We start from the raw sequence: 21,073 nt of genomic DNA on the forward strand, positions 1-21,073 counted from the left end.
CCCGGGCAACGTGTGACGTCCGGATATCAGAGGCGCCAACCGTCAGGTCCTCGAAACCTCAAGGTCGAAAACATCACGTGTTGATCTGACTTTCAGATTTCTTGGGTAACGCGTCATACGTCGCCTGAAGATAGGCAAAGCCATATCTTCGGTCAGGCTCCAGATGAGTCCCCTCTGCCCACTCGTTCCACGCGTTTATGAAAACGATTTTTTCGTCGGCACTGTATTTTTCCTGCGCAAGAACCTGGCGACACAAATGTTCCGTCCAGCGCTTGTAGGCATTGATTGTGAACCGTCCCATAATCCGAGGGGCATCCTGATTGCGCGCGGTATTGTCCCATGAGAGCGTGGAGGACCGAAACAGCTTGTACCGGGGTTCCGGCTTTTGAAGCTCTGCCTCGACCACGGCCTGGTAATCCAGAACGGCACCCGTGAACTCTGGATTGTAGATCCCCATCTCATCCGTGATGTCGGTGCGCTTTACCTGATGCGGAGGGAACTCCATAGCAGCGTCAAAACCCAGTTTCTCAGGATCGCCGATATCAAAAGTCTGGGCAGCTATGAGATACAGGTCCGGCTCGCCCCAGCTTTGTGCCTCTTTTCGCCAAGCTGCGGTCGTTTCCTCGATATTCGGTATGATGTTCGCTCGGTAAACGATGAAAACCGGCTTCCCATCTATCCGAACGTAGCGCGGATCATCAAAGTATTTTCGTATATGACGCAGAAGGTTCAGGGAATCCTCGATCGAATGGTTTTGCGCGATAAGAACGTCGTGCGCCCGCCCGTCCCAGCGGCGCGTCCAGTTTTCATTTGCCCATGTCAGACAAAACGGCATGTCGACTTCCGGATTGCCCAACATTTGTTCGAGCGGGTGCTCCATCAAGGTCTTTCCACCGAACCAGTAGTAGTAATAGGAGAACCCTCCTATCCCGTATGACTTCGCGATCCGCGTCTGTTCGACCATGATTTCTGGCAACCGCAAGTCGTAGTAACCCAGATGAATCGGACAATGAGGTTGGTAATGGCCCGGATAATTCGGGACGGCCTTTCCGACATTGGACCATTCGGTAAAGCCTTTGCCCCACCATTCATCATTCTCTTTGAAGGGATGAAATTGCGGCAGGTAATGCGCAATTGCCCGTACTGCGGGTTCAGCTTTCGCAGGCGGGTCGAAGGGTTTGAACTCTTCAGCCTGACCGATGGCTTCAAAACCCTGCCTGTTGGATTGCCCCGGTTTGTCCCAACCCCGTTTGGGGTCTCTTTTCTTGGCTGAATTTCTGAACCGCCTTGCCGTACGTGGCGACAAAGGTGGGCTGAGTTTCGACGCAGCGGTCAGCAAATAGTAAAGCAGGGTATCTTTGATGGACATGCAGTTTCTCGTACTAAGGCGCGTCGTGCCGACTATGACAAAGAAAACCCTTTTTTTCACGCAAAGCACGAGACTGAGTTGCATGACAAGTACTTGGGACTTTCATGCAACTCAATCCGGCGTGGTTTTCTATTTTGTGCGGGCCGCGGACAGCCATTGTTTCAGCAACCGACCGCTGACCGTATCGCGCAAAAGACGGAAAGCCCGTTTGGCCAACGGCTTGTTGGCACCATATGGAACAGGATGCGCGATGCCTTCCGTGGTTTCGCCACGGCGCGAAATTTCCGGGACACCCACATGCGTCCAGTCGATCAGCTTTGAACCTTGGAGAGCGGCCTTGGTGGCGTGCAAAAACGCATGCCCGTACTCGCGATCCGGTTCCAGGTGACATCCTTCAGCCCATTCATTCCATGCATTCACAAAAACGAAACGTTCCTGGTCGGGGAAATCCTGAGCGGTTTGGTGCAAGGCCCGCGAAAGCCAGTATTCATAGTTTTCCGGCGTTCCGTTCAAAACGACCATGGCATTTTCCTTACGCCGGGCCGTGTTGTCCCAGGACGGAAAAACCGATCGATGAACGTTGTTCTCAGGCCCATAGCTGTGACCCAGGTACTGTTCTGCGATCGCAGAAAAATCAACACAATGGCCTTGGAAATCGTCGAACAAGTCCACTTCTGGCGAGAGGTTGGGCACGTTGATGCCGTGGGGCGGGAATTCCACACCGGAATCAAACCCGTATGACGCATAGTCCCAGTTTCGGTGCGTAAGCGCACAGGTCAGATGGATTTTCGGAATTCCGACAGACGCGCAATAGTCACGCCAGACCTGCACGGTTTTGCGCGAGTTCTTCAAATGCTGCGGCCGATAAACAATCAGGATCGGAGCGCCATCTATTGTTATGTAGCGGGGATCCCGGAAAAACGGCTCGATCGACTTGATGAACTCCAGATCATCCTCGGGCTTGTACTTCTGCTCAATGAGAATCTCGTGCTCGGCCGCATCCCAGCGGCGCGTCCAGTTCTCATTCGCCCAGCAAAGACAGAACGGCATATCGCTTTCGGGATCCGCAAGCATTTCGTCGACGGGCCGCTCAAGAAGTCTTTTCCCGGAAAACCAGTAATAGTGGTAGCAGAATCCATCAATTCCGCTGGCCTTGGCCATCTCGATCTGCTCAAGCCGCGTTTCGCGGACACGCAGGTCATAATACCCCAGATCCGTAGGAAGATGAGGCTGATAATGCCCGGTGAAAAGCGGCTTGGCTTTTGCGACATTTGTCCACTCGGTGAACCCTTTGCCCCACCATTCATCGTTTTCCGGGATCGGATGAAACTGAGGAAGGTAGAAGGCAATTGTCCTGATGTTGCCGAATTCACGATCCGTGGTGTTTGAGGACATTACTTCTTCAACCCCAACAGCCGCGCCAGCGATTTTTTTTTCTTCTTGGCCAGTGGGCCGGGCTCGACTCGGGAAGCCTTGCTCGTGTCCACCGGCCCGATAGTCGATTGCAAATCAATCTCTTCGGACAGGGGCAGGCCTGCCATCATGTTGGTCCAATGCTGCCGGGTCTCTTCATCGGGTTGTTCGACGGGCAGGCCCATCAGGTAGATGTCATTCTCTGCGCGTTCCTTGGGGACCGATCTGCTTACGACCTGGAAGACATGGGAATAGCGATTGCGCTGCAACGCGGCCTGAACATCCTGTGGCAGACGGCTCCAGCGTTGACAAAACTCAGTCATCTCTGGCGTACGAACCACAAATTCGGCTTGTTCAATGCTCATACCCCGCGAATTAAGCAGGTGCTGAACGTTTTTGATGCCGAAAAACCGGACATGGGTCCGATCCAGCAGGCCCCAGTCACGGTATTCGAAATCTTCATCGACAAGACAACCGGCAATGGCTGCATGGCCAACATGCGGCAGCGAAAGAATAACCGATCCCGTGTCGTTCAACAGCGATTTCATGCCTGAAAGTACGCTCCAGGGGTCGTAAACATGTTCCAGAACGTCCGCTGCGATCACGTAGTCGAATACCCCGTCTTTCTCGCGAACGATGTCACTCCACGAAGCATCGTTGAGATCCATCGGGTACACAGAACGTGCGAACGGCTTTAGCTTTTCGATCGCCGAAGGGTCGATCTCAAGCGCCACAACATCACATTCCAACGTGCCGGAAAGATGTCGCGTGATCGAACCTGGCCCGGCCCCGATCTCAAGCACCTTGGACCCGGGCTTTACCATGCGCAGCACGCGCGCGGGTGCTACATCACTGTTCATGTCAATGTCGTATTCGTAAGTATGTCTATCGCTCACTGTAATTCTTCCGTGATGCTTATTTCGTGCTTCAATTCGGCTGCTATATAGTTTGGTCTGGTTCTGCAATCCCCAATACCAAACCGATACCTAAGGCTTTGGATGTTGTACCCAAATTATGTTCAACTCAGAGAACACTGTTGCACAAAACTCCCCCAGCGGCAATGACCACTCACCCGGGGATCATTCACACCAAGGGCGCCACGCAACCTTCTTCAAAGAACCATGTTTTGACAGGGTTTTATTTCGTGGCCTTTTCTGCAAAAGAAGCGGCATCCGCGTGGGCGTCGGGTTGAACCTCGTGAGCTCCCGCCGCACTTCAGTTGAGGTATGCTTGATACGCTTTTCAACAGCTTACCGATATCACTGGAAACCACGGCTTTGGCACTGTGAGATCATGCGAACGCGCGCAGGGTGTTGAGCGCACAGGCTTGCGTCCGCAACCATTTGCAGAACGTTCTGAGAACCGCCAACGCCTTCATTCCGGCAAGTGGTTGGCGCCGGAATTTCGATATCACCTTCAAGACATGTTGCGATTTACTGGTTTCAACCCGACGACTGGCAACAATCTGCTCATTCACCACGGCCACCGGAAATCGAAAATTTCCAAAGAGGTAAATCTTATCACTCTGATCAAACAGGCATTGCATCCCCTGACGCGGCTTCGCCATCCGGCCGCGCTTGATGATCGGTTTCCCGCCTTCGCTTCATAGGGGCAGAACCATTTCAATCATTTCTCAGATTGTCGTCGCGGAGCGCACAAGATCACGGACCGCTGCAGCAGCCCGGTTCCGTCGTACTGTAACCGGGGTTGACCCTGACTGTGTTTGAGAGGAAGTAACGATCAGGCCCATTCCACAGATACGGCAGGCAGGATTGTCACAGATTACGATCATAAGCGTTTGTTACAACAGCAGTGGCGTGCTGCCGGAGATGCTGAATTCCGTCCCAGAGGGCGTGCCGACAATTTTGGTCGACAATGGCTCGGATGATATTGAAGCGGTTCGGCAAATGGCCGAGGTACATGGCGCAACTCTGATCGAAAGCCGCGACAACATCGGGTTTGGCCGCGCATGCAACCTTGGTGCCGCCAAGGCAACAACGGACCTGCTTTTATTTCTGAACCCGGATTCCCACTTGCTGCCCGGAGCATTGGACGCGTTGCAAGAGGGGGCTGACAATCACCCGGATGCGTCAGCCTTCAACCCTGCAATTCTGGACCGGAAAGGGGCACCTCGTTTCAGGCGATACAGTGTGATCATTCCCCGAAATGAAACCCTGCCCAGGAAAACAGCCGATTCCGACTTTGAATTGCCGGTCCTCGTCGGCGCTGCGTTCCTGGTCCGCCGCGAAGCGTTCGAAGAGGTCGGCGGGTTTGATCCCGAAATCTTTCTGTATCATGAGGACGATGATCTGAGCCTGCGGCTCAAAGCCGTTTGCGGGCCGCTGTACTATGTCCACAACGCTCAGATGCGCCACGCCAGAGGCAAATCCTCGCCGGGAAGCCCAGCCATCGCTGGCCTGAAGGGCTGGTATATGGGGCAATCACGCGTTTATGTCGCCCGCAAGCATGAAGTCCCGATGGCTTTTGGTCGAGCCCTGGCATCGGCGCTTCTGCAAATGCTGTCACCGGTTGTGTTGTTTTCTACGAGAAAACGCGCCAAACAATGGGCCTTCTTGCGTGGCGTTTGGCATGGCCGGAATGTCCGACCAACCCCGTTCAGACCTTGATCACAAAGCGTGAAGCAGCTTACCGCCCGTGCAAATTTCCGCTTGAACACATAACCATGATACAGTTCGCGGCCTAGCTCAAAAGCCCTTTCAGATAGGTGCCATACGTGGACTTGGCGAACAGTCGCGCACGCGCCTCAAGAGCCTCGTCGTCGATCCAGCCATTCGCCCAGGCGATTTCATCCAGGCTGCCGGTCTGCATACCCTGACGTTCCGTGATCGTTCGCACGAAGTTTCCCGCATCCAGCAAAGACCCGTGCGTGCCGGTATCCAGCCAGGCAAAACCGCGTCCCATGGTCTGCACATCCAGCAAACCTTCGTCCAGATACATTTCCAGCAGTGACGTGATTTCCAGCTCGCCGCGATCTGACGGTTTGACCTCATGCGCGCGGGCCGGAGCGTCGCCATCCAGAAAATAAAGACCTGTCACCGCGTAGTTCGACGGAGGCACCTTGGGTTTTTCGACGATCGCGCGGGCTTTGTTCCCTTCGAAATCCACAACTCCGTAGCGTTCTGGATCAGCGACCCGATATGCAAAAACCGTACCGCCGCGCTTCAGTTGATCCGCCTCGAGCAGCAGGTCCGGAAGGCCATGTCCGAAGAAGATGTTGTCACCCAGAATCAACGCTGACGGGGCACCGTCCAGAAAATCCTCGGCCAGTGTATAAGCCTGCGCCAGACCGTCAGGAGACGGTTGCACAATCCATGTCAGGGACAACCCGTATTGACTGCCATCCCCCAACAGGCGCTGAAACTGATCCTGATCCTGGGGGGTGGTGATGATCGCGATTTCGCGGATCTGCGACAGCATCAAAACACTCAGCGGGTAAAAGATCATCGGCTTGTCGTAGATCGGCAGCAATTGCTTCGATATCGCCATGGTGATCGGGTAAAGCCGGGTTCCGGACCCACCGGCAAGAATAATGCCTTTGCGCTGCATAATCTGTCCTTTCAAGGTTCAGCTGGTCGCTGACTTCAACTCGTTCAATATCTCGGCTAGTCCGGCTTTCCAGTCGGGTCTCTGGATTCCGAACACATTTTCCAGCCGCGAACAGTCCATACGTGAGTTCAGCGGCCTGGGCGCTGGCGTTGGGTAAGCCTCGGTTGGAATATCCTCGATTTCGACCGACAAGCCGGATTGAGAAACAATTTCACGGGCGAAATCCGCCCAGCTGGCATCGGGTGCACCGGAATAGTGAAACACCCCCCCTTTGGCTTCGAGGCCGGCCTTGGCCATTTTCAGCAAGGTTTCGGCAATGTCGGCAGCAGGTGTTGGCCCGCCGATCTGATCTGCGACGATAGTCAGCTTGTCACGGGTTTCTGCCAATCGGAGAATGGTCTTTGCAAAGTTCTTTCCGTGTGCCGAAAACACCCAGCTTGTGCGCAAAATGGCATAGTGGCCGCCAGCCTCTGCGATCTGGTGTTCGCCGTCCAGCTTGGTTCGACCATAGGCCCCCAAGGGCCCCGTGGGGTCATCGGTGTTCCAGGGGGTCGGACCAGAGCCGTCAAAAACGTAATCCGTGGAAACATGCAGAAAAGGCAGGTCGCGGGCCGCGGCGGCACGCGCCATTGCACCGGGTGAATCTCCGTTGATCCGTTGCGCCAGGTCGCTTTCTTCTTCGGCCTGGTCCACCGCCGTATAGGCGGCCGCATTGATGATCACGTCCGCATCCGTATGCCGGATGGCGTCTGCACATTGCGACGGGTCAGACAGGTCCGCCGCGGCGCGATCAAGAGCTTCAACCAAGACACCATGCGCCTGTCCGCGACGCCGCAACTCGGTCGCCACCTGCCCCCCGTGGCCGAACACCAGCGCCTTCATTTGGCAACACCCAGCCGCTCACCCACGCCACTGCGGGCCTGCAAGGCGTTCAGCCATGCACTGTTGTCCAGATACCACTGAACCGTCTGTTCCAGCCCGGTTTCGGGCGTGTAGGAGGGACGCCAGTTCAGTTCGGTGCGAATCCGGGTCGGATCGATGGCATAACGCTGATCGTGACCCGGGCGGTCAGCGACGAACGTGATCAAATCCGCATAGGGCGTTTCACCCGGCTTGAGGCGATCCAGGATCGAACACAGCATTCTGACAAGATCAAGATTGGTCATCTCATTCTCGCCACCGATATTGTAGCTGCGGCCCAGTTCACCCTTTTCGAGCACCAGCAACAGGGCTTCGGCATGGTCATCGACATGCAGCCAGTCGCGAATGTTGTCGCCTTTCCCGTATATCGGGATCGGTTTGCCCGCCAGCGCACTGAGGATGACAACGGGGATTAGCTTTTCCGGAAACTGGTAAGGGCCGTAGTTGTTAGAGCAATTGGTAAGAACCACTGGCAGGCCGTATGTTTCACGCCACGCCCGCACGAGATGATCCGATCCCGCTTTCGAGGCCGAATAGGGTGAGTTCGGCTGGTATGGGCTGTCTTCGGTGAAAAACCCGGTTTTACCCAAGGACCCAAAGACCTCGTCGGTTGATATATGGTGAAACCGAAAATGCTCGGGCCGGCCGGCACCCACCCAATAGGCGCGTGCGGCTTCCAACAATACATAGGTCCCGGTCAGGTTCGTGTCGATGAACGCGGCTGGGCCATCGATCGAACGGTCAACATGGCTTTCAGCGGCCAGATGCATGATCGCGTCTGGCTGGTGTCTGTCCAGTATCGCCGACATGGCGGCGGCATCCCGGATATCCGCATGTTCAAAAACGTATCCCGGCGCATCCGCGACAGAGGCAACATTGTCCAGACAGGCCGCGTAGGTCAGGGCATCGACATTGACGACCGAATGCCCATCGGCAATCGCACGACGGATAACGGCAGACCCGATAAAGCCCGCCCCGCCCGTAACCAGAATTTTCATTGTGTGTCCTCGAATACGAAAGGAGATTCAATTTCGCGCAGAAGTGGTGCGATCCGATCTTTCTCGGACAGCTGGGGTTCTGAGTTGCTCTGTGGCCATTCAATGCCGATATCGGGATCGTCCCAACGAACCGCGCCTTCAGTTTCCGGCGCGTAGGTATCAGAACACTTGTAGACGATCTCGGTCTCCGGCTCCAACGTCACGAACCCATGCGCGAACCCCGCAGGAACCAACAGCATCCGCCCGTTCTCGAAACTCAGTTCTTCGCCGACCCAGTAACCATAGGTGGGCGAACCTTTGCGGATATCGACCGCGACATCAAACAGCCGTCCACGACCGCAGCGCACCAGCTTGGCCTGCGCTCTTGGCGGAGCCTGAAAATGCAATCCGCGCACCGTGTTCACCGTGCTCGAAAGGGAATGATTGTCCTGAACGAATTGCGTATGAATCCCTTGTGCCGCAAAGCTGTCGGCATTGTAGGTTTCCTCAAAGAATCCGCGGTGATCGCCAAAACGCTTCGGGGTGATCAGTTTCACTTCCGGAATGGAAAGCGCCAATATTTCCATTGTTACTAATTTTCATCTCTGTGTTGAAGTCTCGGCCTGCTATGTCACATTTGCTCCACCGACGCCAAGACCTATGTTGTCCGACCAGCAATTTGAGCGGCTTATCGGCTCCAAAGGTCAGGCGATTATCGCAGGCAACTTGCGATTCTGATAGAATTCATTGAAATTATTGGACCATCTGCAAATGAAAACACAGGGATGGAACAGATAACGAAGCCGCCGGCGCGACAACACTTGGGCCGAAAGCTAAAGCACTGCGTCATGGGGCGGCATCCGAGCGCTGAGGCTGGGTCGTGTCGATTTGGCGGCAAAAGCCAATCCGCACCTTACCGCTAAAAAAGATACAACTTTGCTTTCGCCTAGATATCTTTCGGCACTCAGGCCGCTTCGAGATTTCCCAACAGGATGGAGGTCATGTCCACGTTGATGACCCCATCCACCGCCACAACATCGACACCCGTCTGATAGGTTACATTGTCCTTGGTTATTCCGGAAAGGTCCGCGTTCTCATCCAGAAATACCCATTCAGGGTCATGGGCCGTGGGCTGCCCGACGGCGACTTGCAAAATTGCAAGCGCATCCAGGGCGTTCACGGTGCCATCCCTGTTGACGTCTGCCGCTATCAGGTTTTCCGCGGTCGCTGGACCCCATGTCGGGTCAAGACCAACCGAGATACGCAACACTTGCAAAGCGTCCAGCGCGTCAATCTTCCCGCTTGCCGTGGAATAGTGTTTGGTGATGTCCAGCACTCCGGGAAAGGTGCCATCGGGCAATTCCAGATCAAACCGCCCCTGACTATCTGCGGTGGCGGATACCGTACCCCCGCCGTCCGGCGTGAACCGGATTTCCGCATCCGTCAGCCCCGGATTCGCAACCTGGCTGTCCACCGTAATATGCCCGACCAATCCATCAGAGCTGCCCGGTGACAGCCCGCCCAGGTCCCCGAAATCTACCGGGATATGATCCGGTCCGGCGAAGCCTGCGCCAAAGATATCCGTGCTTGTCAAAGCGCCGCCCGACGCGGATTGGACCTGCACGATCTCGCCGCGATATTCGATCTGAGCCCCGTTTGCTGTGCTGGTAAAGGTCAGTTGCTGAGGCGACCGCAACAGCAGGTAGTCGAACATATCCAGACGATCCAGGCCCGCCTGAAAATCGGTTATTGTGGTCAGACCGCTACCGGACTGCATCACGAAGATGTCGGCCCCTGCACCACCTGACATCGTCGTCGCACCCTTCCCCGCGATGAGAATGTCGTCTCCGGCGCCTCCCAGAAGAGTCGTGTCCAGAATACCGCCGCTGAGGATATCGTCCGACGCGCTCCCGTTCACGGTACCGAACCCCTTGCGCACCACCCCCAGATCATCGACCGGGACCGTCAGGACGTTCACCCCGGCATCCTGTTGTGATGTCACGAGAATTTGCAGCTCGTCGCCCACATGTGCAACCGCCAGCGATTCGACATTCTGCAATCCACTGGCCAGCGTATCCGCGAAACTGTCCATATGAACAAGTTGACCTTCGGGTGTCAGAGTGAACAGAGACAGGCCATCATCGCCGCCGCCTGCAACCACAAAGACCCGACCGTTCACGTCTATGACCGCCAGATCCTGAACGGATTCAAACCGCGTATGAAGCGTATCAAGCACATGGTCCGTCGCCTTTAAACTTCCATCGCTGCTCAATTGAAGAACACTGAGAGAGTTGCTGCCGGACCCTGCCACCACGACCCAGGATTTGCCGTATGCCTCTACGGTCTCGACATCTGTTGGGGTTGAAACACCTAGGGTTCCGAGAGCCGAGTCATTGTTGATCTCGGTTAACGTGCCGGTGCCGGAATCGATGCGATATGTCGAGACAGAGTTTGTTGCCGCGTCACTTGAGATCAGAAAATGTTCCGAACCCGACCGCAACGTCTGCATGGCATCCGCCGTACCGGCAATCAAACCCGCAAGACTGAGCGTCCCGTTCGCGTTCACATGATAGGTTCCGATATTGCCAGTATCCTCATGCGCCATCGCAAGGACATCCGAAGACCCCAGTGAAAACTGTATGATGGCCGAGATATCTCCGCCTCCGTTGAGCACACCCGTTTCCTTCAGGTTACCGATCGTTCCGTCCGCGTTCACGTCATACCCGACCAGGCCCGTGGCAGTATTGATATCCAGCGCGATCTGCTCGGTTCCCGCCAGCGTTATTGGCGTGGCACTGCGCCCCACCTGGAAGGTGATCGAACCGCTGTAATACTCGGTATCAACCAGCTGCGGCAGGGCACCGTCGGCCAGCCGCCAGACCGCGACACCGCCACCCGGGCCGGTCACCGTGTAGAGATACGTATTCCCGTTAAGCGTTTTTAAAGCCGTATCGCCGATACCTGAATCGAGCGCCGTGCTCCCCGTTGCCACTACACTTTCGAACTGAAGCATCACAGCCATCACCTCCTGCGCCACCCCTGGCAGTTACGGCAAGATGACCAGATGAGCAGACCGAAACCGAAGCAGAATTGTGGTGAAAACGAGAAGTTCGGTTTCAGTTTAACTCAATTTTTTCAGGTCCGATCGCAACGGCAACAAATGGGAAAGACAGATGAGCAAAACGCCAAACAGCACATCCTTTCCTGTTGCGATGATCGCGGACTCCACATGCGAGGGCAAGATGACCAAAGCACCTGAGGCCAACAATCGTCCGGCGGCTGACTCAACGGACGGAGATCGCAAATCTCAAGTTCAACAATGGATCAAGGGAAAGCTTGGTCGTTGGGCGGGTCGCGGCGCGGCTGGCGGCCTCATGTCCACATTGATGGCCTTGCCTGCCTTGTCACAAGCAACCATCGAAGAGCTTTACGCCTTCCAGTTTGCAGAGACAATTCCGGGTGTGCGCTCCGCCAAGTTGCTGAAAAACGGAGATGTTCTTCTGAAAATGGCTGACAGTCGGACGATGATCGTGGCGGCGGAAAACGTGCAGGTCCTGGACAGCGGCGCAATCATGATCGCAGAAGAGGCGGTTGCTGAAATCGCCCAGTTCAGCGCAGCTGAAGCTGGCGCAGCAGCTGGCGGAATCAGCGGCGCCGGGGCTGCACTGGGCGGCCTCGGGCTGGCTGGTGCAGCTGCCGCTGCGGGCGGAGGTGGCGGCGGCGGCGGCGGCGATTCCCCGGAACCTGTCGCGCCAGAGCCTAAACCCCAACCCCAACCGGAACCGAGCTATACCAGCCTGAACCTGGCCGAACTTCAGGCAACGGCATTGAACAGCGCCCTTACCAATGCTGCCGCACCCGAAGGAACATCGACAGTCGAGGTCACGATAGGTTCGCTTGTCAAAACCGTAACGCCCAACGATGACGGCAGTTGGAGCGTTTCTCTCACGTCGGCCGAAGCCAATGCGCTTCCGCAAGGCGTCTCTACGGTGACAGTCAGGCATCTGGACGATTCAGGCACGGAACTGTCAACCGAATCCGTCAAGTTCGATATTGATACAATTCCTCCAACCCTGTCGATCAGCGGGTTTTCCGATGGCGCTGTTTTGAATTCGATCGAACAGGCAACGGATCTGACGGTCACCGGAACAACCGATGCAGAAGACGGGCAGACCGTTACCGTCTCAATGAACGGGCAAAACTATTCGGGCACGGTATCCAACGGACACTGGAGCGTCACTGTCCCGGCGGCAGACCTCTCGGCCCTTCCTGATGGCGCGACGATTGACGTTACCGCGGATGTTGCCGACGCGGCGGGAAATTCCGCACCACAGGCGAGCGGAAGCTTTGATACTGATTTCACTGCACCAACTGTTTCTCTGGATCCCGTGGCTGGCGGCTCGATAGAACTGATCGACGTAGCCGGCGACCTGGCCTTGACCGGTTCCACCACGGCAGAGGATGGTCAGACCATCATCGTCACGTTCAACGGACAAGTGCATACAAGCACCGCGTCTGGCGGAAGCTGGAGTGTAACGATCCCCAATTCTGATTTGAGCAGTCTTTCCACCGGAGTGCCGGCATCTGTTCTGGTAGCCGTCGAGGACGTGTCGGGCAATCCGGCAGTACCGCTTCTTGTATCGGTTCCCGTGGACCTGACCGGCCCTTCCATTTCTATATCACCGCTTCCTGTTGGGTCCGTACTGAACGCAGCCGAAGCCGGATCCGACTTGACCATCAGCGGGCTGACGTCAAACGTTGAGGATGGTCAGCAAGTTACTGTAACCCTCGATGGTCAAACATATTCCGGCACAGTATCTGGCGGGGCCTGGAACGTGACTGTGCCAGCTGGGGATCTGGCGTCCTTGTCGGATGGAGGCAACTTTTCTGTTACCGCAGATGTCGACGACGCCAGTGGCGTCACGGCACCGCAGGCCGCAGTGACATTTTCCAAGGATGTGACCGCGCCGACGCTTAGCATCGACAGTTTCTCGGACGGAGCTGTCATGAACGCATCCGAGCGGGCCACGGATCTTTCCATCTCGGGCAGTACGACAGCTGAAGACGGACAAATCGTAACCGTCAGTCTGAACGGGCAGTCCTATAGCGCAACGGTTTCTGGCGGCAATTGGAGCGTAACCGTACCTGCTTCGGATCTGGCAGGTCTTTCTGACGCGGCGACCGTCACCGTAACCGCGGATGTCTCGGACGCTGCCGGGAATCCGGCCTTGCAAGCGAACAACAGCTTTACCACCGATTTCACGCCACCGACGATCGGAATTTCAACCGTATCCGACGGGGGCGTCATGAACGTCGTTGAACAAGGAACCGACCTGACGGTGTCAGGAACGTCCGATGCGCCCGACGGAACAGTTGTTACCGTCGAAGTCACGCGCGCTGACGGCACTACGGACGTCACCGGAACGGCGACAGTAACCGGGGGTACTTGGACCTATACGGCAACCGTGACAGATTTGTCTGCCCTGCAAGACAACGAGACTTACAATATCAATGCGTCGATCTCGGACGCGACGGGAAACCACAATCAAACCACGACAAGCTTTGCCACTGACTTCACAGCACCTTCAATAACCATAAACAGTCTGCCTGTGGGTGCCGTGTTGGACGTGACCGAAAGGGGTGTGGATCTTGCAATCTCAGGCACGACCACGGCTGAAGATGGCCAGACCGTTTCGGTCACATTCGGCGGGCAAACCTATACTGGCGTCGCATCAAATGGCTCGTGGGCAGTTACCGTTCCAGCAAATGATCTTGGAATGCTCTCTGACGGAACGAGCTATTCCATTTCCGCCACTGTTGACGATCTGGCCGGAAACAGCTCGGCCGCGGCGAACAGCTCACTTTCCACAGATTTTCGCCCCTTGTTGACGTTGAACGATGTCGGGGTCAACAATTCGATTGGTCTTGCCGATGCCAAGGCCTCCGGGATTACTATCGGCGGGTCATCGACCGGATTGTCAGTCGGCCAGTCGGTGGATGTCACGTTAAACGGCAGTTCGGTCGGATCTGCAACGGTGGCCGCAGACGGATCCTGGTCGCTGGCTGTCGCGGCGTCCAACTTTTCGGCAGTAGAGGCAGGTGATGACCTTGTCTTTTCCGCGCAGGCGACAGTTGCGGGTAGACCAGATCCGCTGCTGGTTTCCGAGCAAGCCGTTGCGCACGAACCCGCCGCCTATGTGATTTCTGAAGTTGGGCGCTCGGGATCTACAGTGACGTTCGCAATCTATGCCGAAGCCGACCGCGATATCTCTGATGGTCTGGCGTTGACGGCAGAGCTCGGATTTGACCCTTCGGTTGTCACCTTCAACTCTGCATCGGTTTCGGAAAACAACGCCTTCGATTTGTTTTTGGCCAGCCCAGGCGCCGGGGGCGCGACGAATTTTGCCGGGGCCGCGACAACCTTTACAGATCTTTCTCAGCCGCTTGTCACTTTCACGATGACGATCCAGGACTCCAGCCAGCCTATTGAACTGACGATCAAAACGTCTGATGGCGGGCCAACGACAGTGCAGTTTGGCACCAATGGTGATGACACGCTCAACGCTGCGAATACGGACACTATCACGCGCGGCGGTGTCGGCGACGATACCATTGATGTTTCTGCAGCAGGGCGAGACATCGTCGTCTTCGAGGCGGACCCGGCCAGCAATGGTACAGATATTGTGACTGGCTTTACGATTGGCCCGGCTGCGGATGTAACTGACGCACTGATGTTCCGCGGGCTGGACACCAATACGCTCCGCGGTGATGGCACCGGGTTCGAATTGCTTTCCACCGGGGACACGTTGGGCACAAACACCGGATTTGTCGGCCTCAGCACGGTACTCACAGACCTCAACCTCAGCACAATCGAAGCCGCTGTCGAGAGTCTTGCCGGAGCCATGGCGGGCGATGAACTTTACGTGATGGCAACCGACGGAACAAACAGTGTTTTGGTCAAGGTAGATTTCCAGGCGGCGAACGATGCCAGCGTTGAAACCGTGGCCACGTTCCAAGACCTGAGCGATCTGAGCGGCCTGACCGCAGATAACATCCTGCACACCGACCCGACCGGGGCAACGGCCTGATCCAGACCGGCGCACATACAGACGTAATTCAACATCATGAGGCAGTTATGGCACAGAATGGCTTAACTCCGGTCAGTCTTGGACGACATGGTCATCGGTTCTGGCGGCGGTTCACCTCGTTCGATTTCGCAGGGACTATGGCAGATTGCCCTGTGGTCGAAGCAGAAATTCTTCAGGCCGCCGCCACATTTCCAATCACTTTTCGGAAATCTGAACACGGCTTTTACCCAGTGGCTGTTTTGTCCATGCAACCAGACCAGCCTACGCCATTTGTATCAGCACATGGCAAATGGCTGGCGACTTATGTGCCATGCGTCTTGCGCTGTGCTCCGTTTCGGCCACGACTGATTGAATCGGATGGTGACGGCAGTGACGAATTGCTTGTCGACGAAACGGCGGGGCTTATCACTGACAATCCGGAGGACGAGGTATTCTTCGACAAATCTGGGCAATTTGCGCCGGAACTGAAAAAAGTCGCAGCCTTCTTTCGCGCCCTGAAAGAGTCGATGAAATACACAACTCATCTGTGTCGTGTTCTTACTGACATGGGATTGTTTGGTCCGCTTACCTCTTTTCAGGGGGTTGAGTTCCCGTGCGGGCATTTTGGCGTCACGCAGAAAGCCCTGGAGAAAATTCCCCGCGCGCACTTGTCACTGCTTACATCGAATGGGGGTTTGCGACTGATTCACGCTCATCAGATTTCGCTGACCCATAGTATCTGGCTGACACATGCACATGCTCGCTCACATCGAGAAGCTGATGGTTCTCTGACACAACAGACCACCGGTGTTTCAGGGTTCTTGGACGCGTTGGTTGCGGCGCAACAGAAAGAAGAAGCCATGGACCATTGCAGTCAGGAGGGTCATCATGCGTTCCTGTAAAGCAGTGTTGTCCTGGGTTGCGTTCGCTCTGCTTGCAATAGCGTTGTCCGCCTGCACGCCCCCTCCTGATTTGACTCCAGTGGCAGTGTCCTTGGCACCCGGGACCACCGGTGCAGGGGCAGCAAAGCGATCGGCAAAGCTCAGCAGTAGTGCATTCGGGCAACGCGTGCGCCAGGCGGTGGAGACAAGCCCGACACTGGCGCAAAGTAATACCAGGATGGATATCGCATCAGCCAATCAAGATGCAGCGGAAGGCGCCTTTCTTCCGCAGATCTCGTTGGGAATAAATGCACGGTCCGAACGGGTCGAATCTGATATTGCAGATGTTTCACCCTATCTGAGAATTTCACAATTGGTTTATGACGGTGGGGCTGCCTCGGGGGATCTGACGGCAGCCCGGGCACGTGTTCTGGAAACACGGGGCGATCAGATTCAGACGGCATCGGCCACGGCGCTGGCCGCCATCGAGACCTATGTGCTTGTCATTGATCAAAGAAAAATACTCCGCATCGCGGCCGACAATGTCTCGGTTCATGAAGAACTGGTGCGTCAGATTTCGGACCGCACAGCGGGCGGCGCCGGTTCAAATGCAGATGTTCTGGCCGCTCAGTCCAGAATGGCAGATGCACGCACAAGACTGGCTGACGCGCGATCACGAACTGATCGGGCCGAAGCGCGGTTTCGAGAAGTGTTCGGGACTTTTCCCGGATCATTGCCCCCTCCTGTACCAGCCCCACCGCTGAATAGAAGTGATGCCCAGGTCGTGATGAACAGCCCTCAGATCCGTAGGGCGGATGCCAGCTTGCTGGCAGCCAAAGCCGAATGGTCGGCCGCTCAGGCACGTCGCAAACCGAACGTTCGGGTCGCCGCATTTGCCAACCAGGATGACACTCGGGATGCAAATTTTGGCGTGGATCTTTCTTTCAACTACGAGCTGGACAGCACCGGCCAACGCCGCGCCGCCATCGCCGCCGCAGAAGCAAAGGTGAAAGAAGCGGAGTTCGCGCGAGAGCAACTGGTTCGCGAAATCATGCGGGAGCTGGGCTTTATTCGATCCGATCAAAAAGCAGGCGCGGAACGGCTGCGCGCGGCCCGTATTGCGGCAAGTGCCAATGCCGACAGTGTTGCTGCATCCCGCGCACAGTTCTCGATCGGGCGTCGCAGCCTGATCGAAATCCTGGACGCTCAACGCGATTACGTAAATGCGCAAGAACGCCTGATTCTGGCCGAACAGAGTTATTTTCTGACCAACTACGCGGCTCTGAGCCTTACCGGAGACATTCTGGACCTGCTCGGAATTTCGCTTGGCAATTGGATCGAGGTGAAATGAGCACGTTTAAATCAATGCAGGACCGCGCCCGTTTGACATGCTACGAAGCCTGCATTCTGAATATCGCAGCGACGCTTGAACGCCCTCTGACCCTTGCAACGATCCAGGCGTCGCAGACCGGTTCGGACGGGGATCTGACTGTTCGTGACATCCTCTCGGTGGCGGAAAACACTGGTCTACAGGCGGGCTATGGCGAGCGGTGCATCGCGAGTTTTGACGAAGCATTGGCCCCGGCCTTGTTGCTGATGACCGAAAACAAGGCTGTTGTGTACCATGGCCGCGCAAAAAACGGTGCCTTGCTGATCTATGACCCGGAACTTGGTGAAGGAATCGGCGAAGTTTCAGAAGAACAGCTGGCCAATTCATACACCGGTTTCGCGGTCTTGTTTCGGCGAAATCATACAGATGAACTGGACGCCGGTCACACGGGTAACCGAGGTCATTGGTTTCGCGCGGCGTTGTCCGCCAATCGATGGACTTACATACAGGTTGCTCTCGCTGCGGCTCTGGCAAACCTTCTTGGCTTGTCGACCTCAGTTTTCATCATGGTTGTCTATGATCGCGTGTTGCCCAATGAGGCAACCGAATCGCTTATTGCCTTGACGGCGGGCGTAGCTCTGGCGCTGCTATTTGACTTCGTGCTGAAATTGCTGCGAGCGGCGTTTATCGACAAGGCCGGGCAAAAAGCCGACTTGTTCATGGGGCGGCGAATTTTCGACCACGTTCTGAACATCCAGATGAAGTCACGCGCGGGTTCCACCGGCGCCATGACCAGTACCATCCGTGAGTTCGAGACCCTGCGTGAGTTCTTCACATCCGCAACGCTTGTTGCCGTCGTGGATCTGCCGTTCATCGGGTTGTTCGTATTTGTGATTTACCTGGTCGGCGGACAACTGGCATTGGTCCCGGCTCTGGCCGTGCCTGTGGTTCTGCTGACAGGTTTGGCCGTACAGCCGCTTCTGTCGCGCATGGCAGAAAAGAGCCTGTCCGACGGGCAATCCAAACAGTCGGTCCTCGTAGAAGCCGTCTCGGGCCTTGAAACGATAAAGACAACAGCAGCGGGCCGGCAAATGCGTTCCCGATGGGAGCAGGCGATAGAACGACAATCCTCGCACGGTGCTCAGAGCCGGGCCGTTACACAATTTGCTCTCAACCTGACCGGTTTTACGCAACAAGCGGCACAGGTGTTGATCGTATTTTATGGTGTTTTTCTGATCACAGACGGCCAGACCAGCATGGGCGCTTTGGTTGCCTCGGTAATGCTGACAGGGCGGGCCCTGGCACCCTTGGGGCAGTTAGCGCAGACGTTGACAAGGCTTAACCAAGCCCGAAGTGCATACCGAAGTCTCAACGCGCTGATGATGGCGGAAAGCGAACGCCCACTAGGCCGAACATGGGTGAACCGGCCCCATTTCAAAGGAGCGATCGCCTTCAACAACGTGTATTTTTCCTACCCTGACCAAGGGGAAGATACCCTGCAAGGCGTTTCATTCACGATCAAACCGGGTGAAAAAGTGGCGATCCTTGGTCAGATTGGCTGCGGTAAAAGCACCATCGCACGTCTGATGCTGGGATTGTACGCGCCGCGTGTTGGATCTGTTACGTTCGACGGTCTTGATATCCGCCAGATCGATCCTGGCGATCTGCGCCGCAATATCGGATCCGTCTTACAGGACATATGGCTCTTTTCCGGATCAGTCCGGGACAATATCGCAAGCGGTGCAATCCGGCCAAAAGATCACGAACTGATCGAAGCAGGCCGCGCCGCCGGGGTTGAGGATTTCGTGGCCAACCATCCCGGGGGTTACGATCTTCAACTCGCGGAACGCGGCGAAGGCCTCTCTGGCGGACAGCGTCAAGCCATTGCCCTGGCAAGGGCACTCATAGGCCGTCCGCCGGTTCTCTTGCTGGATGAACCAACAAGCGCGATGGATGTCAAAACCGAAGCCCAGGTTATCCAACGTCTGAAAGAATGCACGGTAGAGTCCACCATGGTTGTCATTACACACAGAACCAGCCTGTTGGAGCTTGTTGACAGAGTCATCATCCTTGAACACGGGAAAATCGCGGCGGATGGCCCCAAAAGCATGCTGACGCAACATGTTCGCCGGACAGGGAGGCACCTGAATGTCGCAGCATCCTGATCTGGCCACCCTGGCGCGCGAGATGCAGGGACGCTCTCCTGTTCGGAGTTCCTTGCTGCTTTTGGTGATTTTGCTATGCCTGATCGCCGCCCTATTGTGGGCGCACCTGACTGAACTGGACGATGTCACGCGCGTGGACGGCCGGATCGTGCCTTCCGGAGACATCCAGCTGATCGAAGCCACCGAGCCCGGCGTATTGCAGTCGTTGCATGTGCGCGAAGGCCAACTGGTCGAAAAAGGTTCTCTGCTTATGGAACTGGAAACAACCCAAATTGACAGTCAGCTCAGTCAGGAACAGCAACGCGCGTTCGGGCTGATGGCGCGCATCCAACGCCTTCGGTCCGAAATTGATGGGACACAACTGGATTTCGATGTTCAACTGATCAACGGCGCGCCTACCGTCGTGCAATCTGAAACTGCACTGTACCAAGGCCGGCGGGCCGAGTTGGAGGCAGAAATAGCCATCTTGGAGCGTCAGCGTCAGCAAAAACAGCGAGAATTTGAGGAAGGCCTGGTCGATCAAGTGACGGCAGAGGAAACCTTGCTGGTCCTGGCTGAAGAAAGGGCGATCATGGCGCCGCTGGTCGAGCGTCAAATGGAGCCTGCAACAACATTGCTTGCGTTGCGGCGGAGTGAAGCCGAATGGCGCGGTCGCAAGGTGCGGGCAGAAGCCGTAACCAACAGATTGCAAACGGGCTTGGACGAAATCGACGATCGAATTCAAGCGGTGCGAAGCCGGTTTCGCAGCGCCGCGCTGACGGACCTGGCGCTTGCCACTGCCGAGCTGGCTGCCTTGCAACCCGCCCTGCCCGCTTTGCGCGACCGGGCCTCAAGGGCGCAGGTTCGGTCTCCGGTACGCGGCATTGTAAACCGGATTCATCGCTCTACCATTGGCGGTCTTGCCCGCAGTGGAGAGGACCTTGTTGAAATCGTGCCGCTGGACGACACATTGCTGGTTGAAGCCTATGTAAAGCCCGAGGACATTGCGTTTCTGCATTCTGGTCAGCCTGTGAAGGTCAAAATCACGGCTTATGATTTTGCACGATACGGATCGTTGAATGGGGAAATCATCCGCATCGGAGCAGACACGGTCACTCGATCTGAGCGGAATGACGAAGAGGTCTTTGTGGTCGAGATTCGAACCAAAAGCACCATGCTTGATGGGAATGGCATAGCAGTCGAAATCATACCTGGAATGATCGCCGAAGTCGACATTCTGTCGGGTCGCAAAACAGTGCTGGACTATATTCTGCAACCGGTTGTGAAGATAAAGGATCAGGCATTGCGCGAATGAGCGATGGGGCAATTGGGGACAGACGTGTCACTTCCGATACGGAAATCTCGGTGTCAGCAGCTTCAGCACGGAAGGCTCGAAAGGGTCAA

At 56.0% G+C, this 21,073-nt stretch carries 15 protein-coding genes; 6 read left to right on the top strand and 9 right to left on the bottom strand.

Translation table 11 applies throughout. The features are described from left to right. Positions 1-73 precede the first annotated feature (73 nt). The 4 genes from GS605_RS15470 to GS605_RS15485 all read right to left on the bottom strand — a co-directional run bounded on the left by GS605_RS15470 (position 74) and on the right by GS605_RS15485 (position 4,349). Complete coding sequence (locus GS605_RS15470; protein ID WP_216600201.1) at positions 74-1,369, bottom strand: glycoside hydrolase family 99-like domain-containing protein; 1,296 nt, start codon at positions 1,367-1,369, stop codon at positions 74-76. Positions 1,370-1,498: 129 nt separating this feature from the next. Beyond that, the gene (locus GS605_RS15475) at positions 1,499-2,764 is read right to left on the bottom strand and encodes a glycoside hydrolase family 99-like domain-containing protein (protein ID WP_171724544.1); all 1,266 of its coding nucleotides are present in this window, start codon (positions 2,762-2,764) and stop codon (positions 1,499-1,501) included. Next, positions 2,764-3,678 (bottom strand): class I SAM-dependent methyltransferase, encoded by a 915-nt coding sequence (locus GS605_RS15480; protein WP_171724545.1) that lies wholly within the window; start codon positions 3,676-3,678, stop codon positions 2,764-2,766. Before GS605_RS15480 ends, GS605_RS15475 begins: the two co-directional genes overlap by 1 nt. A gap of 395 nt (positions 3,679-4,073) precedes the next feature. Beyond that, positions 4,074-4,349 (bottom strand): hypothetical protein, encoded by a 276-nt coding sequence (locus GS605_RS15485; protein ID WP_171724546.1) that lies wholly within the window; start codon positions 4,347-4,349, stop codon positions 4,074-4,076. Between the two features lie 205 nt (positions 4,350-4,554). On the opposite strand from GS605_RS15485, the gene GS605_RS15490 reads away from it, so the two are divergent. Beyond that, positions 4,555-5,409 (top strand): glycosyltransferase family 2 protein, encoded by an 855-nt coding sequence (locus GS605_RS15490; RefSeq protein WP_171724547.1) that lies wholly within the window; start codon positions 4,555-4,557, stop codon positions 5,407-5,409. Positions 5,410-5,482: 73 nt separating this feature from the next. On the opposite strand, the gene rfbA is transcribed toward GS605_RS15490, so the two are convergent. The 5 genes from rfbA to GS605_RS15515 all read right to left on the bottom strand — a co-directional run bounded on the left by rfbA (position 5,483) and on the right by GS605_RS15515 (position 11,269). Then, a complete protein-coding gene (gene rfbA, locus GS605_RS15495; RefSeq protein WP_152460484.1) occupies positions 5,483-6,349 on the bottom strand; it encodes a glucose-1-phosphate thymidylyltransferase RfbA in 867 nt (288 codons plus the stop codon). A gap of 18 nt (positions 6,350-6,367) precedes the next feature. Further along, entirely contained in the window at positions 6,368-7,231 is an 864-nt protein-coding gene (gene rfbD, locus GS605_RS15500; RefSeq protein WP_171724548.1) for a dTDP-4-dehydrorhamnose reductase, read from the bottom strand. Continuing rightward, a complete protein-coding gene (gene rfbB, locus GS605_RS15505) occupies positions 7,228-8,268 on the bottom strand; it encodes a dTDP-glucose 4,6-dehydratase (RefSeq protein WP_171724549.1) in 1,041 nt (346 codons plus the stop codon). The genes rfbD and rfbB overlap by 4 nt, the downstream gene beginning before the upstream one ends. Continuing rightward, positions 8,265-8,834, bottom strand: a complete 570-nt coding sequence (gene rfbC, locus GS605_RS15510) for a dTDP-4-dehydrorhamnose 3,5-epimerase (protein WP_171724550.1) — start codon at positions 8,832-8,834, stop codon at positions 8,265-8,267. The genes rfbB and rfbC overlap by 4 nt, the downstream gene beginning before the upstream one ends. A 377-nt stretch (positions 8,835-9,211) precedes the next feature. Continuing rightward, positions 9,212-11,269, bottom strand: a complete 2,058-nt coding sequence (locus GS605_RS15515) for a dockerin type I domain-containing protein (RefSeq protein WP_216600202.1) — start codon at positions 11,267-11,269, stop codon at positions 9,212-9,214. A gap of 151 nt (positions 11,270-11,420) precedes the next feature. Here GS605_RS15515 and GS605_RS15520 point away from each other — a divergent pair, with 151 nt between their 5' ends. From GS605_RS15520 to GS605_RS15540, 5 genes are read left to right on the top strand one after another with little or no spacing between them, the layout of a single operon-like run. Beyond that, positions 11,421-15,335 (top strand): Ig-like domain-containing protein, encoded by a 3,915-nt coding sequence (locus GS605_RS15520; RefSeq protein WP_253283321.1) that lies wholly within the window; start codon positions 11,421-11,423, stop codon positions 15,333-15,335. A gap of 47 nt (positions 15,336-15,382) precedes the next feature. Then, positions 15,383-16,216 (top strand): SapC family protein, encoded by an 834-nt coding sequence (locus tag GS605_RS15525; protein ID WP_171724551.1) that lies wholly within the window; start codon positions 15,383-15,385, stop codon positions 16,214-16,216. After that, positions 16,203-17,546 (top strand): TolC family protein, encoded by a 1,344-nt coding sequence (locus GS605_RS15530; protein ID WP_171724552.1) that lies wholly within the window; start codon positions 16,203-16,205, stop codon positions 17,544-17,546. The genes GS605_RS15525 and GS605_RS15530 overlap by 14 nt, the downstream gene beginning before the upstream one ends. After that, entirely contained in the window at positions 17,543-19,690 is a 2,148-nt protein-coding gene (locus tag GS605_RS15535) for a type I secretion system permease/ATPase (RefSeq protein ID WP_253283323.1), read from the top strand. The genes GS605_RS15530 and GS605_RS15535 overlap by 4 nt, the downstream gene beginning before the upstream one ends. Beyond that, positions 19,674-20,984 (top strand): HlyD family type I secretion periplasmic adaptor subunit, encoded by a 1,311-nt coding sequence (locus GS605_RS15540; RefSeq protein WP_171724553.1) that lies wholly within the window; start codon positions 19,674-19,676, stop codon positions 20,982-20,984. The genes GS605_RS15535 and GS605_RS15540 overlap by 17 nt, the downstream gene beginning before the upstream one ends. The last annotated feature ends 89 nt before the right edge of the window (positions 20,985-21,073 follow it).

The sequence above is a fragment of the Ruegeria sp. HKCCD7559 genome (assembly GCF_013110575.1).
Lineage (GTDB): Bacteria > Pseudomonadota > Alphaproteobacteria > Rhodobacterales > Rhodobacteraceae > Ruegeria.

Coding starts and splice junctions, on each gene's coding strand:
- rfbB (WP_171724549.1), bottom strand. CDS start 8,268: ATGAAAATTCTGGTTACGGGCGGGGCGGGCTTTATCGGGTCTGCCGTT.
- GS605_RS15525 (WP_171724551.1), top strand. CDS start 15,383: ATGGCACAGAATGGCTTAACTCCGGTCAGTCTTGGACGACATGGTCAT.
- GS605_RS15485 (WP_171724546.1), bottom strand. CDS start 4,349: ATGGCGAAGCCGCGTCAGGGGATGCAATGCCTGTTTGATCAGAGTGAT.
- GS605_RS15475 (WP_171724544.1), bottom strand. CDS start 2,764: ATGTCCTCAAACACCACGGATCGTGAATTCGGCAACATCAGGACAATT.
- rfbC (WP_171724550.1), bottom strand. CDS start 8,834: ATGGAAATATTGGCGCTTTCCATTCCGGAAGTGAAACTGATCACCCCG.
- rfbA (WP_152460484.1), bottom strand. CDS start 6,349: ATGCAGCGCAAAGGCATTATTCTTGCCGGTGGGTCCGGAACCCGGCTT.
- GS605_RS15530 (WP_171724552.1), top strand. CDS start 16,203: ATGCGTTCCTGTAAAGCAGTGTTGTCCTGGGTTGCGTTCGCTCTGCTT.
- GS605_RS15515 (WP_216600202.1), bottom strand. CDS start 11,269: ATGGCTGTGATGCTTCAGTTCGAAAGTGTAGTGGCAACGGGGAGCACG.
- GS605_RS15470 (WP_216600201.1), bottom strand. CDS start 1,369: ATGTCCATCAAAGATACCCTGCTTTACTATTTGCTGACCGCTGCGTCG.
- rfbD (WP_171724548.1), bottom strand. CDS start 7,231: ATGAAGGCGCTGGTGTTCGGCCACGGGGGGCAGGTGGCGACCGAGTTG.
- GS605_RS15520 (WP_253283321.1), top strand. CDS start 11,421: ATGAGCAAAACGCCAAACAGCACATCCTTTCCTGTTGCGATGATCGCG.
- GS605_RS15540 (WP_171724553.1), top strand. CDS start 19,674: ATGTCGCAGCATCCTGATCTGGCCACCCTGGCGCGCGAGATGCAGGGA.
- GS605_RS15535 (WP_253283323.1), top strand. CDS start 17,543: ATGAGCACGTTTAAATCAATGCAGGACCGCGCCCGTTTGACATGCTAC.